This is a genomic window from Geomonas terrae, assembly GCF_004791675.1.
Lineage (GTDB): Bacteria > Desulfobacterota > Desulfuromonadia > Geobacterales > Geobacteraceae > Geomonas > Geomonas edaphica.
On record NZ_SRSC01000002.1, the window covers coordinates 163,510 to 177,488 of the forward strand.

Annotated in this window: 11 protein-coding genes; 7 read left to right on the forward strand and 4 right to left on the reverse strand. The window is 62.3% G+C overall.

Annotated elements, in window-relative coordinates; translation table 11 throughout:
• Positions 1 to 48: 48 nt before the first annotated feature.
• The 4 genes from E4633_RS08025 to E4633_RS08040 all read right to left on the reverse strand — a co-directional run bounded on the left by E4633_RS08025 (position 49) and on the right by E4633_RS08040 (position 5,262).
• Positions 49 to 1,131, reverse strand: a complete 1,083-nt coding sequence (locus tag E4633_RS08025; protein WP_135869737.1) for an HlyD family secretion protein — start codon at positions 1,129 to 1,131, stop codon at positions 49 to 51.
• A 63-nt stretch (positions 1,132 to 1,194) separates the two neighbouring features.
• Positions 1,195 to 2,460, reverse strand: a complete 1,266-nt coding sequence (locus E4633_RS08030) for a TolC family protein (RefSeq protein ID WP_135869738.1) — start codon at positions 2,458 to 2,460, stop codon at positions 1,195 to 1,197.
• A 13-nt stretch (positions 2,461 to 2,473) separates the two neighbouring features.
• The gene (locus E4633_RS08035; protein ID WP_135869739.1) at positions 2,474 to 2,908 is read right to left on the reverse strand and encodes a MarR family winged helix-turn-helix transcriptional regulator; all 435 of its coding nucleotides are present in this window, start codon (positions 2,906 to 2,908) and stop codon (positions 2,474 to 2,476) included.
• A 212-nt stretch (positions 2,909 to 3,120) separates the two neighbouring features.
• Positions 3,121 to 5,262 (reverse strand): lytic transglycosylase domain-containing protein, encoded by a 2,142-nt coding sequence (locus tag E4633_RS08040; protein WP_135869740.1) that lies wholly within the window; start codon positions 5,260 to 5,262, stop codon positions 3,121 to 3,123.
• A gap of 147 nt (positions 5,263 to 5,409) precedes the next feature.
• Between E4633_RS08040 and E4633_RS08045 the strand changes: the two genes are divergently transcribed.
• The 7 genes from E4633_RS08045 to aroE all read left to right on the forward strand — a co-directional run bounded on the left by E4633_RS08045 (position 5,410) and on the right by aroE (position 13,934).
• Positions 5,410 to 5,946, forward strand: a complete 537-nt coding sequence (locus E4633_RS08045; protein ID WP_135869741.1) for a ribosomal eL19 family protein — start codon at positions 5,410 to 5,412, stop codon at positions 5,944 to 5,946.
• A gap of 66 nt (positions 5,947 to 6,012) precedes the next feature.
• Positions 6,013 to 8,226 carry a ribonuclease R gene (rnr, locus tag E4633_RS08050; protein WP_135869742.1) on the forward strand — a complete coding sequence of 738 codons (2,214 nt, stop codon included), beginning with the start codon at positions 6,013 to 6,015 and terminating at the stop codon, positions 8,224 to 8,226.
• A gap of 81 nt (positions 8,227 to 8,307) precedes the next feature.
• On the forward strand, positions 8,308 to 9,153 hold the full coding sequence (gene tatC / locus E4633_RS08055; RefSeq protein ID WP_135869743.1) for a twin-arginine translocase subunit TatC: 846 nt from the start codon (positions 8,308 to 8,310) through the stop codon (positions 9,151 to 9,153).
• A gap of 15 nt (positions 9,154 to 9,168) precedes the next feature.
• A complete protein-coding gene (locus E4633_RS08060; protein ID WP_135869744.1) occupies positions 9,169 to 10,161 on the forward strand; it encodes a bifunctional riboflavin kinase/FAD synthetase in 993 nt (330 codons plus the stop codon).
• Positions 10,162 to 10,187: 26 nt separating this feature from the next.
• Positions 10,188 to 11,216, forward strand: a complete 1,029-nt coding sequence (locus tag E4633_RS08065) for a lysylphosphatidylglycerol synthase transmembrane domain-containing protein (RefSeq protein WP_198419410.1) — start codon at positions 10,188 to 10,190, stop codon at positions 11,214 to 11,216.
• Entirely contained in the window at positions 11,206 to 13,065 is a 1,860-nt protein-coding gene (locus tag E4633_RS08070) for a glycosyltransferase family 117 protein (protein ID WP_135869746.1), read from the forward strand. Before E4633_RS08065 ends, E4633_RS08070 begins: the two co-directional genes overlap by 11 nt.
• Positions 13,062 to 13,934, forward strand: a complete 873-nt coding sequence (gene aroE, locus E4633_RS08075) for a shikimate dehydrogenase (protein WP_135869747.1) — start codon at positions 13,062 to 13,064, stop codon at positions 13,932 to 13,934. The genes E4633_RS08070 and aroE overlap by 4 nt, the downstream gene beginning before the upstream one ends.
• Positions 13,935 to 13,979 lie beyond the last annotated feature (45 nt).

Genomic DNA, 13,979 nt, shown 5'->3' on the forward strand with positions numbered 1-13,979 from the left:
CACCCGAGTTGCAGGCATCCCTTCGCAAAGGGATGGGATGTCCGCAATTTATCGGTTATGGTCCAGCCCGACGACCTGCCCGAAGCTCTGCCCGGTCAGGATGGTCGGCACCACGCTCATGCCTACGCGCAGGACGTGTTCCGGATCGCTCGTCTTGTCGATGGCGATGCGGACCGGGATCCTTTGTGTCACCTTCACGTAGTTGCCTGTGGCGTTCTCCGGCGGCAGCAGGGAAAAGGCGGCACCGGTGCCCGCCATGATGCTTTCCACCTTGCCGGAGAAGTGGCGCCCGGGGTAGCCGTCCACGGTGAACTCGACGGACTGCCCGGGGCGTACGGCGTTCAGCTGGCTTTCCTTGTAGTTCGCGGTGATCCAGGCGTCCTCGAGCGGGACGATAGCCATGAGCGCCTGTCCGGGCTGGACGAAGTTGCCGACCTCCACGCCTTTGCGGGTCACATACCCGTCGCTCGGCGCGACGACGTGGGTGTAGGAGAGGTTCAGCCGTGCCGCTTCGAGCTCGCCCTGCTTCTGCGCCACGCGTGCGTCTTTGGAACCGGTGCCTGAAACACCGATCATCGCCTTGGCGCGGTTCTCCGCTTCGCGTGCTTCCCTTACCTGCGCCTCCGCCACCTTGTGCGCGGTGCGCGTGCGGTCAAGCTGCTCCCTCGGGATTACTTCCTTCGCGTACAGCGCCTCGGCGCGCTTGAGGTCGAGGCTCGCCTGCTCCAGGCGGGCGGCGGCAAGGTTCACGTTGGCGCGTGCGCTCTCGACGCTTGCGTAATCGCCGGAGGTCTCGTTCTTGGCCATCTCGAGGGACGCCGCAGCGCTCGTCACCCGTGCCTGGTAGTCCGCCGGGTCGAGTTCCACCAGCAAGTCCCCTTTGTGCACGAACTGGTTGTCGACCACGGCAACCCGCTGCACCATAGCGGGCACCCGGCTCGCTACGGAGTGGACGTGCGCCTCGATGAAGGCGTTGTCGGTCTCGATATGGGTCTTGCTGCGTACCCACTGGCGCATGCCGAAGAGCCCGCCGGCCACGATGATGATCAAGAGGATGATGCCGCCGCGCTGTTTCTTGCTCAATCCGCCTTTGGCCTGGGGCTGCGGTTTTTCGATAGTTTGGTCTGCCATGGTATTTGCTCCGGTCGGGCCGTCGTCCGGTAAAACGGAAGGCCCTGGATGGTTAGAGATGGATCAAAGCTCGCCGGTTGCCCTCTTCACCCGGGCGGCGGAGACCTGCAGGTCGAAGATGCTGCGGTAGTAGTCGGTTCTCGTTCTGGTGAGAAGGGTCTGCGCGTCGATCACCTCGGTCGCCGTTCCCACGTGCTCCTGGTAGCGGTCCTTGGTGATGCGGAGGTTTTCCACCCCCTGGGTGATCGCCTTTTCAGCCACCGAGATCCTGTCCCTGGCCACCAGCATGTCGCTCACCGCCAGCGCGTATTCAAGCCTCGTGCGCTCCTCCATGTCCCTCAGCCGTTCTTCGTCGCGCGATCTTGCCTGTACCGCCTGCCTGACGCGTGCCGTCGAGGCCTGGCCGTCGAAGAGGTTCACCTTGAGCCCCACCGTGGCTGCCACGATGGCCTGCTCGCGTACCTTGCTGTTGGAAAGGTAGTCGATGCCGAACTTGGCGAACAACTCGGGGTAATGGATGGTCTTCGCTTCCTTGACCGCGTACTCGTCGGCGCCTACCACGGCCTTCAGCGCGGAAAGCTCGCCCCTTTTCGACATGTCGGGGGCCTCGGAGAGGGAAGGGGTAGAGGGGAGCTGCGAGTCGTCTTTCAGTTCCGCACGGCGCTCGGGGGGCGCACCGGTCAGGTAGTTCAGTAGCAGCCACCCCTTTTGCACCTCGTTCCTGGCGCTCAGGAGGCTCTGACGGCTGGACGCCACCCGGACCTCGGCCTGCAAGAGATCGTTTCTGGTGACGACCCCCTCGTCGAAGAGCGCCTGCGCCGTCTTCTGGTGCGAGAGCATCTGGGTGACCTCGTCCTCGGCCGCGTTGACGAGCTTTACTGCGGTCAGGATGCCGTAGTAGGCCTGCACCACCTGCATGAAGACGTCCTGCTCGTTTCCGGTGTAGGAGTAGCGGGCGGCCTCGCTCTGCATGCGCGCCATCCCCTCGGCTGCGCCGGTACGACCGAAGTCGTACAGGGTCTGGTAGACGCTGAAGTTGGCGAAGGGGTAGCGCGGGTCCTGGGTCTCCTGGGACTGTGACCCGAACTTGAACGCCTGGGCCTTGGCTTGTGCCACGTAACCCGCCTGCAGATCGACGCGCGGCAGACGTGTCGACCGGGCGACGCCTACCTGCTCCCGCGCTATCTCGACGTCGTGCGAGGCGGACTTCAGCCCGCGGCTCGTGGCGACCGCACCGTCGAGGCATTCCTTCAGCGTGAGCGTTTCCGCGTGCGCGGAACTGCAGATGGCGCAGAGTAGAAGCGCCAGTAGAACTACAACTTTGTGCATGAAAGCTCCGGGATTAGCTGCGTAGTTTTTGCAGCAGCGACGTCAGTGTTTCGACCTCGTTCGGTTCCAGTCTCGCGATGAACTCTGCCTGAGCCCTGAGCGCCACGGGCACGAGCTCGGGCTCAAGCGCCTTTCCCCTTTCGGTAAGGCAGATGCGGTAGGCCCGGCGATCGGCAGGGTCTGGGCGACGCATCACCAGCCCTTCCTTTTCAAGCCGGTCGATGAGTCCCCCCATCGTGGTCCGATCGATCTGGCTTTTTGCGGAAAGAAGCGACTGGCTGATGCCGTCCTCCTGCCACAGAAAGCCAAGCAGTCCGAACTGCTGCGGGGTCAGTTCGTACTGGTCGAACTGTTCCTTGAAGATGAGGCAGGCGCGCTGGTAAGCCTTAGCCAGCAGGAAGCCCACTGTTTTTTCGATGTCCATGTTGGGGGTCTGTTGTGCTTCCATAGCTTCTCCCGTGGAAGGGCAACGGTTTGATATCACGACCGAAAAGCTGCCCCGGCAAAGGAGAGCATTATGCACATAATCAGTATGCTGTCAATCAGCTTATTGAGGGGGTGAGAGCGGGGTTTTTCAGGAGGTGACAGGGTGGGGGAGTTTGGTGGTGAGGGACCGTGTCGACCTCCCCCCTCGGGGGGAGGTCGGCTTTACGATGCTGACTATTGCTGGGACGGGGAGGGCTGAGCGGCCACGTCTTGAGCGACCTTGCTTTCCTCCACCGCCTGCTGCGGGAGGACCGGTTTCGGTGCACCCGGCTCCTGGTAGGGAGGGAGGCGGTACAGCCGCTGGTACATCTGCATGCTGGTTACCACTTTTTTGACGTACTCGCGGGTCTCCCGGAAGGGGATGCTCTCGACGAACTCGTCCTGCGGCAGGTCGCCGTACGCCTTCTGCCAACGCTTCACGTTGCCCGAGCCCGCGTTGTAGGCGGCGACCGTGAGGGTGAGGTTCTTGTCGTACAGCTGCAGCAAGTCCTTCAGATGGCGTGCGCCTAGCTTGATGTTGAGGGCCGGGGTGGTCAAACGATTCGAGTCACCCTTGGAAATCGACTCGGCGGTGGCGGGCATGATCTGCATGAGACCGACGGCGCCCACCGGCGAAAGTGCGGCGGGGAAATAGTTGCTCTCGGTGCGCATAACAGCGTAAACCAGGCTCTCGGGGACCGCGGCCGCGGCGGCGTGTTTGGCGACATCTTCGCGGAAGGCGAGCGGGAAAGCGGCGCCGAGCACGGTGGCATTGTCGCCGCGCTTGGGCTTGTCGTTCCCGAGTGCGTGATAGGCGCCGTTGTAGTTCCCCATCTCGAGGTACAGGCGTGCGATACCCGATGGGTTCTTCCCTTTCTTGGAAAGTGAGAGTTCCCGCGCCGCTTCCTCGAAGAGTCCGAGCGCGATAAGCGCCTTCTCCCGTTCGAAGCCGGACGGCATCGGAAGGGCGTCGGCCAGGTTCTGGGGGGGCTGGGGGAGCGAGGCGGCGCTCTGGTTCTGGTTGCTGATCAGCGTGTAGTATCCGAGCGGGTATTCCGCGACCAGCGCGGCGAACATCACCTGTGCGCTCTTCTCATCGCCGGTGAGGGCAAGGGTTCTGCCTAGCCAGTAAAGCGCCTTGTCACGCAGGTCGTCGCGCTCGGCAAGTTTCCTGAACTGTGCCGCGGCATCGGCGTAGTCGCGTGACTGGTAGCTGCACCAAGCGGCTTCCCAGAGGACGTTGACGTTCTTCTGGTTCGGCGCCGCGGCAAGGTATTGCCTGAACAACGAAGCCGCTTCACTCCATTTCCTCTGGAAACGTTTCAGGTAGGCGGCCTCGAGCATCGCTTCCTGGGCCACCGTTCCACGCTTCGCGTCCTGGGAAAGCTTTTGATAAAGCTGGAAAGCCTCATCTCCCTTGCCTTCCTTGTCCAGGGTGCGGGCAAACCACAGATCCGCATCGCCGTATCCGGAAAGGGCCGCGAAGGTGCTCTGTGCCTGCTGGTAGCGTCTCGCCTTGAACAGCGCTTGTCCCTTCTTGAAAGTCACCTTGCGGATGAAGTCGTCGTTTTCACCGTTCAACTGGATCGCGGCAAAGGCCTCGGCGGCCTTCAGATGGCGCCCGAGATCGTAGAGGGTGCTGGCGCGTTTGTAGAGTTCGGCGCTGCTGTAAGGCTCAGCCTTGATGCCGGTCGCCGCTAGATTCTGCAGCTCGGCGGCCGCTTTGTCGGCATAGGGGGAGGCGGGGTAGCTGAGGTAGATGGTGCGTAAAACGGTCACGGCGGTCGCGGTATCTCCAAGCTTTTCGCGGGAGAGGGCGGAACCGTAAAGGGCCGAGATGGAATCGCTGCCGGAGGGGTAGCGCTCGACGAAGGTGGCGTAGCTTTGCTGCGCTTCCTTCGGGTAGCCGGCGGCGGCAAGGGAATCGGCGTAGAGGATGAGCGTCTGGCGCGCGAGCCGGCTCGCCGGGAAGTCCTTGAGAAGCTTGTACAGCGGCGGGAGTGCCTGGGCGTGGCGCTGCAGCTTGGAAAGGGCGAGCCCCTGGTAGTAGAGGGCGTAGTCGGCTAAGAGCGGGTAACCTTCAGCGGCGGCGGGGAGCTGTGCCGCGGCCTCTTCCCACTGCTCCATCTTGGCGGCGGCGATCCCCGCCATGAAGGAGCGGATTGCCGGGTCGTTGATGTTAAGGGCTGCGTCACGGGCGGCGCGGTAGTCCTTGGCCTGCATGCGCTTGGCGGAGGTGGTGAGAGCCTCGTCGGCCGGTTTGCTAAGGTTTGCTGCGGAGGCGGGAAGGACGGCGCAAAGCATCAGTGCTGCTGCTGCGATGGTACGGCAAAACATGGAGACTCCCTTACGTTGCAAAACTAACCTCGTATTTGTACCGAAGCGCGGCGCAAAAGGCAATTGTTAATGTATTGACCAATTACAACGAATCCCAACTTCTCATCGGTTAGCTCCGAATTTTGTTCCTACGGGGTCCACCGGCACGTGACCTCCATCGAGTGGCCTATCGCGCCGATCCAGTCCTTCATCGCACCGGACGAGTCGTTGATCGCATCCGACGAGTCGTTGATCGCACCTGACGAGTCGTTGATCGCACCCGACGAGTCGTTGATCGCACCTGACGAGTCGTTGATCCCACCCGATGAGTCGTTGATCGCACCTGACGAGTCGTTGGTCCCACCCGATGAGTCATTGATCGCACCTGATGAGTCGTCGATCGCACCTGATGAGTCGTTGATCGCACCTGACGAGTCGTTGATCGCACCCGACGAGTCGATGATCGCACCTGACGAGTCGTTGACCGCACGTGACGAGTCGTCGATCGCACCTGACGAGTCGTTGATCGCACCCGATGAGTCGTTGCTCGCACCCGATGAGTCGTTGATCGCACCTGACGAGTCGTTGATCGCACCTGACGAGTCGTCGATCGCATCTGATGAGTCGTCGATCGCACGTGACGAGTCGTTGATCCCTCTCGACGAGTCGTCTGCCGCGGCATTCGTGCCGCATCGCCTTTCTTGACTTTCCGTCGCCCCTTCTGCATTATCCAACGGTGCTGATTTTATTGTTTTTCCCGGAGGTTTATATATGCGCAAAGGCAAGGACGCGATCATGAGGCTGCTGGGCAAAGGGGAGCCGGTGCCGTACCGGCAGATGCTCAAGGCCCTCAACGTCTCCCGTCACGAGCGGGAACACCTGGACGATCAACTCGACTACCTGGTCGAAACAGGGGAGATCGCCAAGCTTCCGGGGCGTATTTATACCATGGCGGGAGCGGGTGGCTCGGTGCGCGGCAAACTCTCCATGCACCGCGACGGCTACGGTTTCGTGATGCCGGAGGACGGGGGCGAGGACCTCTTCGTCCCGGCTCGATACCTCACGGAATATATGAACGGCGACATCGTGGACGCCCAGGTTGTTTCCACCCGTCGTGACGGGAAAAGGGAAGGGCGTGTCACCGGCATCGTGAAGCGTGGCGTCACCGAGATCGTCGGCCGCTTCGAGGCGGCAGGGAAGGGGGGGCGCGTGATACCGGACGATCCTAAGCTCGGCCGCGACCTCTTCCTGACCCCCGGGGCCTCCGGTGGGGCCGCCAAGGCACGCACGGGGCAGATCGTGCTCGCCCAGATCACCTCGTACCCTTCCGGGGTGCGCCCGCTTGAGGGGCGCATCGTGGAGGTGCTTGGGGAGGCGAACGACCCCGAAGTGGAAGTCCTCTCCGTCATCAAGAAGTACGAGCTCCCGCATGTCTTCGATGCGAAGGTGATGGAGGAGGCCGAGCGCGAGCCGCAGGAGGTAAGCGAGGAGGCGCGGCAGGGGCGGGTCGATCTGCGCGAGCGGCTCATCGTCACCATAGACGGCGAGACCGCGCGCGACTTCGACGACGCGGTCTCCGTCTCTCGCGAGGGGGACAAGATCCGCCTCTGGGTTTCCATCGCGGACGTCGCGCACTACGTCACCGAAGGATCGCGCCTGGACACCGAGGCGTACCTGCGCGGGACCTCGGTCTACTTCCCGGACCGCTGCATTCCTATGCTCCCGGAAGAGCTCTCCAACGGCATCTGCTCGCTAAACCCGCAGGTGGACCGCCTGACCATGACCGCCGAGATGCTCTTCGACGAGTCCGGCGCCCGCGTGGACCAGAAGTTCTACGCGAGCGTCATCAAGAGCTCCGCCCGTCTCACCTATACCACGGTGAAGAAAGTTCTCGTGGACTTGGACGAGGAGACCATCGCGGCGAACCGGCACCTGGTCGAGGATCTCAAGGTGATGGAAGACCTGGCGCTCAGGCTCAATAAGGTGCGCGCGGGTCGTGGGAGCATCGATTTCGACCTGCCGGAGCCCCAGATCATCCTCGACACGCAGGGAGAAACCACGGCGATCGTGCGCGCCGAGAGAAACCTTGCGCACCGCATCATCGAGGAGTTCATGCTCGCCGCCAACGAGGCGGTGTCCCACTTTCTCGAAACGACACCGGTCCCTTCGCTCTACCGCATCCACGAGAATCCCGACCCGGTCAAGCTCCAGGACCTGTCCGAGTTCGTCTTCGGCTTCGGCTACATACTTAAAGTGGTGGACGAGAAGGTGAGCCCCAACGCGCTGCAAAAGCTACTGGAAGAGGTGGCGGGAAAGCCGGAGGAGCGGCTCATCAACGAGGTGCTGCTGCGCTGCATGAAGCAGGCGCGCTACAGCGCCGAGAACCTGGGCCACTTCGGCCTCGCCGCCGCGAGTTACACCCACTTCACCTCGCCGATTCGGCGCTATCCCGACCTCGTGGTGCACCGCATCCTTAAGCGCGTGCTCGCCGGGAAGATGAATAAGGCGGATAAGGACCGGCTCGAGGCGCGGCTCCCCGAGACCGCGCAGCACACGAGCAAGCGCGAACGGGTCGCCATGGAGGCGGAACGCGAGATGGTGGATCTCAAGAAAATGCAGTTCATGCGTGACAAGATAGGCGAGGAGTACGACGGGTACATCACCGGGGTCGCCCCGTTTGGTTTCTTCGTGGAGCTCGTCGACCTCTTTGTGGAGGGGATGGTGCCGGTCGCCACCCTACCGCAGGACTACTACGTGCACCTTGAGAAGAGCCACGCCCTGGTGGGTGAGCGAAGCCGCGCCATGTACCGCATCGCGGACAAGATCCGGGTGAAGGTGGCCGGGGTGAACGAGCCGGCGCGGCAGGTGGAATTCGCGCTCGTCGGGACCCTGGAGAAGCGTCCCGTCGAGCCGATCGCCGATGTCCGGAACGCCTACCAGCGCATCCCGATAAAGGGGAAGCGTCCCAAGCCGAAGCGGCGCTGAAAGCTGTTGCGCTGGATTTAAGCGCTGTGATATAAAAGCTGTTTGAGCTCTGCACGGCATTAATTAGGAGAAGAGAGGTATATGGAAGAAAAGGTATTGCCGTTCATGGAGCACCTGGTTGAACTCAGAAAACGGCTCATCGTCAGCGTAATTGCCATCGTCATCGGCATGGGGATCGCCTGGAACTTCTCCACCGACCTCTTGAAGTTCGTGGAACAGCCGCTCACCGGTCACACCTACCTGACCGACATGAAGAAATCCTTCTACGAGAAAGTCAAGCAGCGCTACCCCGAGGCGTACCAGCAGATGAAGCTCGGGGAGGAGCACCAGGTGGCCGAGAAGCCGCGCATGCTGAACTACAGCGCGCCGCTCGAGCCGTTCTTCGTGCAGTGCAAGATCTCCATGCTGGCCGGTTTCGTCATCGTGCTGCCGGTGCTCTTTCACCAGTTCTGGCTCTTCGTGGCGCCCGGGCTCACCCGCAAGGAGCGGCGCCTGGTGGTTCCCTTCGTCACCACGGCCACCGTCGCCTTCTGCGTCGGGGCGATGTTCTTCCTGCTCATCATCTGGCCCGTCATCATAAACTTCTCCCTCTCCTACGAGGCGACCGGGTTGCAGAGCTGGTACAACATCTCGGCCTACATAAATTTCTGTCTGCGCCTGATCCTGATGTTCGGCCTCATCTTCGAGCTCCCGATCCTTGCGCTCCTTTTGGCCCGTTTCGGCATCGTCAACTACCGGATGCTCGCCACGCGCAGGAAGTACGCGCTCCTGGCCAGCGCCATCGTTGCCGCCTTCCATGCCGACCTGGTCACCATGTTCGTCATCATGATCCCGCTCTACCTCATGTACGAGATCAGCATCTGGGTGGCCCTGGTCTTCGGGAAGAAGAAGGCGCCCCAGGTGGAGACCGAGGCGGCGGAAGCCTGAGGACCCCCATAGTCCATGGAAATTTTTAGAAGCATCCCTGAGATCAGGGAAAAACTGCGCCATCCGGTCGTCACCATCGGCAACTTCGACGGCGTGCACCTGGGGCACCGCGAGATCTTCAAGAGGGTGCGGCAAATCGCCCGCGAGATCGGCGGTGTTTCCGTGGTGATCACCTTCGTGCCGCACCCGCTCAAGGTCGTCGCGGCCCACAAGGAAGTGCGGCTCATCACCACAAGCCGCGAGAAGGAAGCCCTCATCGAGGGGTCCGGCATCGACTACCTCCTCGAGATCCCCTTCGACAAGGAATTCGCCTCGGTGCCGGCCGCCGTCTTCGTGGAAAAGGTGCTGGTCGACGCCATCGGTGTCGAGCGCCTGGTGATCGGCTACGACTACGCTTTCGGCCGCGGCAGGGAAGGGGACGTCGCCCTTTTGCGCCGGCTCGGCGAGCGTCACGGCTATACCGTGGAAGAGCTGGAGCCGATCTCGGACGGCTCCACCGTCTACAGCTCCACTGCCGTGCGCAGGATGGTGAGCGCAGGAAACGTCTCCTGCGCCGCGAGCCTTTTGGGACGGCACTTCTCCATCTCAGGCAAGGTGGTGCACGGCCACGAGCGCGGCCGCAACCTCGGCTTTCCCACTGCCAACATCGAAACGGAAAAGGACCTCATCCCATCGGTCGGGGTCTACGCGGTGAAGGTGTGCATGGGAGATCGGCTCTTCGACGGTGCCTGTAATATCGGCGCCAACCCGACCTTCGGCAACCAGCACCTCTCCATCGAGGTGTTCCTCCTCGACTTCGAAGGCGACCTTTACGGACGCGAGCTGACCCTTTTCTTCATCGAGAGGCTCAGGGGGGAGAAACGCTTCTCCGGACTCGACGAACTGAAAGAGGCCATTGCCGCGGACGTCGCGCGTTGCCGTGAGATCCTCAGTGACGCACGCCCGGTTCTGTCCGAGAGCGGCGGTGACTGGGATTGCGCAAGCCCCGGCACGGGCCGCCCAGATTGACAACGCAACCGATGACAGGAGCCCGATTGACCACGCAAAAACCAGATAAGAAGCTCTTGATCGGCATTGCAATCAGCGCTCTCTGCCTCTTTCTCCTCTTCAGGAAGATCGACTTCAGAAAGATGGCGGACGCCTTTGCCGCGATGGATTACCGCTACCTGGTGCCCGCGCTGGTGCTCACCTTTGTGAGCTACTACCTGCGTGCGGTACGCTGGAAGTTCCTGCTCGCCCCGATAAAAAGCACGCGCCTTGGGAATCTCTTCCCCTCGACCCTCATCGGATACATGGCGAACAACCTCCTCCCGGCGCGCCTGGGGGAGCTGGTGCGGGCCCACTCGCTCGGACAGAAGGAGGGGATCGGCACCAGCGCGGTCTTTGCCTCCCTGGTGCTTGACCGGCTCTGTGACGGCTTCACCGTCCTCCTCGTGCTCCTGATCACCTTCTTCACCATAAAGCTGCCAAGCGGGATGGAACGCGTACAGCACGGGCTCGTCACCGGCGGGTACGTCACCTTCGCCCTCTACCTTTTTGTCCTTGCCTTTCTTTTCCTGCTCAGGTGGCGCACCGAGTTCACCGTCAAGGTGGTGACCCGCGTGCTGCATCCTTTCTCCGCGCGGTTGGCTGAGCATGCCGGCGCTCTGCTGGTCTCCTTCATCTCGGGTATCCGCATTCCGACCAGTATCTCCGGCATTTCCGGTGTCGCGGTCAGCTCGCTTCTCGTGTGGGCCACCGCGATCTGGCCGGTCGACCTGATGCTGCGCTCCTTCGGTCTCTTTCTGCCTCCCTCGGCGTCCATGTTCATCATGGTCTTCCTGGTCTTCGCCGTGATGGTGCCGGCATCTCCGGGTTTTATCGGCACGTATCACATCGCCTGCGTCACCGCCCTTTCCGCATTCCAGATTGGCAGCGAAAAGGCGCTCAGCATCGCCATCGTCATTCACGCCATGGGCTTTTTCCCGGTCACCGTCGTCGGGCTGTACTGCCTCTGGCGGGACAAGGTCTCCATCCGGAGCATCGGCGTCACTAACACCGAGGAGCAGTTGCGTGAACCATAACGGAATCCTGCGCAGGCTCGACCCGTGCGCCATCGCGGCCTTCGTCATCCCGCTGTTCGTGTATCTCCTTACCCTGGCGCCCACGGTCACCTTCTTCGACAGCGGCGAGTTCCTGACCGCCATCTCTTCTCTCGGTACGGCGCACTCGCCGGGGTACCCGCTCTTCATCAACTACGCGAAGCCTTTCACCTTTCTCCCGCTCGGCAACATCGCCTTCCGGGTCAACTTCGCGACCGCGGTCTCCGCGGGGCTTGCCTGTTTCGGCGTCTATCTGCTCACCATCCAGCTGCTCAAGGGTGAGGAGACCCCCTGGCAGGGGCGGTTCGGTGCGCTTGTCCCCAGGCTCGCCGGTGTCGCGGCGGCGCTCACCTTCGCATTCACGCCGAGGCTTTGGCTGCAGTCAAACCACGACAAGCCTTACCCGCTGCTCGCCTTCATCTGCGCCATAATCTTCTACCTGATGCTTCTTTGGCGGGAGAGCTACCTCGAGGGACGGGAGCGCCCCGCGTACGTCTACCTGGGCGCCTTTCTCTGCGGGCTTGGGACCGGCGCGCACCAGATCATGGTGCTGATGATTCCGACCTACGCCTTCCTGATCTGGTCCGCGGACCGGCGTGTCATCTTCCGGGTGCGCGAGTTCTTCATCGCCTTCGCCTTCGGCCTGTTGGGCTTCGGCATCCACCTGCACCTCGTGGTCCGGGCGCTTAGGAAACCGATTCTGAACTGGGGCGACTCGAAGAACCTCACCCAGTTCCTCTGGAACATCCTGCGCAAGGGATACCCGGTCGACAAGCCGCACCGCGACCTCGATCTCCTCTGGGCGCAGATGAACGCCTTTAACATCCCCCACGAGTTCACCGTCGTTGGCCTTGTCCTTTTGCTGTTCGGTCTGTGGGCCCTGATGCGGACAAAGCGCGACCTGGTACTTGGCTACCTGATCGCACTCGGCTCGTTCCTGCTCGTCATCGTCGGCTACTTCAACACGCCAGGCGAGATGATCTTCCTGACCGAGGAGTTCTTCACCCCGCTTTACCTCCTCTCCGCGGTCTTCATCGGGGTCGGGCTCATCACCCTCATCAATGAGGCGGTGCAGCATCTTCCCGACGCACCTGCCGCACGCCTTTTTTTACCCGCGCTCCTCTTCGTGCTGCCGCTCGCCGTCTGTCTTTTGAACTACCGGGAGAACGACCAGCATAAAAACTACATCGCATTCGACTACGCCTCCAACACGCTCAGGTCCCTGCCGCAGGACGCCGTGCTCTTCACGTGGGGGGATTCGGGAGCCTTTCCGCTTTGGTATTTGCAGGGGGTGGAAAGGATGCGCGAGGATGTGGACCTGCCGCACACCCCGCACCTCGTCTTCGACTGGTACCTGGACAGCATGCCGCGCCTGTTCAAGAACTCGCGGTTGTACGAGCTACCCATGGATCAGCGCACCTCGGACGGGACGCTCATGATTGCGGTCGGGGAGCAGTACGGCAAACGGCCGGTTTACGTGGACTTCTCCACCAAGTACTCCATCGAGTTCAAGGATTTCGTCGTGCACCAGCGCGGCATCCTTTTCGCGCTCCAGGCGGCCGGCACCCCCGCGGCCCCACCGGACCTCGACGTATGGCCTCTTTTCTCCCTGCGCGGCGTGCTAGGTGACCGCGACATGTTCTTCCGCGACCTCGACACGGGGAAGGCGATCCTCATCTACGCAGCTTCCCTCATGGAGTCGGGGGAGACGCGCCTTCGTATGGGGCAGCGCGAGGCGGGGGCACGCGACCTGGAAGTGGCTGCAAGCATAGCGCCTGAGATCAGGCCGCGCGTCGCAGCACTTTTGAGTGCGAACGGGGTGGCCCAATGACCATTACCGGAAAGACCACGGTCACCGGTATCATCGGTGCCCCGGTTGCCCACTCGCTTTCGCCGGTGATGCACAACGCTGCCTTCGGGGCTCTCGGGCTTGACTGGGTCTACGTCCCTTTCCCCGTCCCCCCGGCTCGTCTTGAGGCTGCGGTGGCCGGGCTTGCCGCAGCGGGAGTCGCCGGCTTCAACGTCACCATTCCGCACAAGGTCGCCATCATGCCGTTTCTCGACGCAATCGACCCGGACGCGGAACTGATCGGCGCGGTGAACACGGTGCTGGTACGGGAAGGAAGGCTCACCGGATACAACACCGACGGCCTCGGCCTCGTGGCTGCACTCGCCGGAAAGCTTACCTTTGACCCGCGCGGCAAGAGCGTCCTCGTGCTCGGGGCTGGCGGGGCCGCCAGGAGCGCCGTCGTGTCGCTCGCACGTGCCGGTGCGGTGCGGGTGCATGTCGCGAACCGCACCACGGATGCGGCAGTTACCCTCGTCGACCTCGTCGCAGGACGGCTGGAGGGAACCGCCTTTGCCGCCGGCTCCCTCGACGCTCTTGCCGACCCGGCCTTCATAGGCTCCTTCGACCTCGTCGTCAACACCACCTCGGTCGGCATGTCCGGTGACTCTTTCTCAGGACTCGATCCGGCCCTGCTAAAGTCCGGCGCCTGTATTTACGATATGGTCTATGCACCGCCGGTTACGCCGCTTTTGGCGCAATGCGGTGCCCATGGCATCCCGTGCGCCAACGGTCTCGGCATGCTCGTGGCGCAGGGTGAAGCGGCCTTTCGCATCTGGACCGGGGTCGCGCCGCCCGAAGGGTGCATGGAAAGGGCTCTGGCGGCGTTTCTGCCGGAACCATGTAAGCCTTGACATTAACGCAATTACAAAATACCATTCACAGGATTCTCCACCCCC

Excerpts from the sequence above, each read along its gene's own strand:
- E4633_RS08025 (WP_135869737.1), bottom strand. The coding sequence starts at position 1,131 with ATGGCAGACCAAACTATCGAAAAACCGCAGCCCCAGGCCAAAGGCGGA.
- E4633_RS08030 (WP_135869738.1), bottom strand. The coding sequence starts at position 2,460 with ATGCACAAAGTTGTAGTTCTACTGGCGCTTCTACTCTGCGCCATCTGC.
- E4633_RS08035 (WP_135869739.1), bottom strand. The coding sequence starts at position 2,908 with ATGGAAGCACAACAGACCCCCAACATGGACATCGAAAAAACAGTGGGC.
- E4633_RS08040 (WP_135869740.1), bottom strand. The coding sequence starts at position 5,262 with ATGTTTTGCCGTACCATCGCAGCAGCAGCACTGATGCTTTGCGCCGTC.
- rnr (WP_135869742.1), top strand. The coding sequence starts at position 6,013 with ATGCGCAAAGGCAAGGACGCGATCATGAGGCTGCTGGGCAAAGGGGAG.
- tatC (WP_135869743.1), top strand. The coding sequence starts at position 8,308 with ATGGAAGAAAAGGTATTGCCGTTCATGGAGCACCTGGTTGAACTCAGA.
- E4633_RS08060 (WP_135869744.1), top strand. The coding sequence starts at position 9,169 with ATGGAAATTTTTAGAAGCATCCCTGAGATCAGGGAAAAACTGCGCCAT.
- aroE (WP_135869747.1), top strand. The coding sequence starts at position 13,062 with ATGACCATTACCGGAAAGACCACGGTCACCGGTATCATCGGTGCCCCG.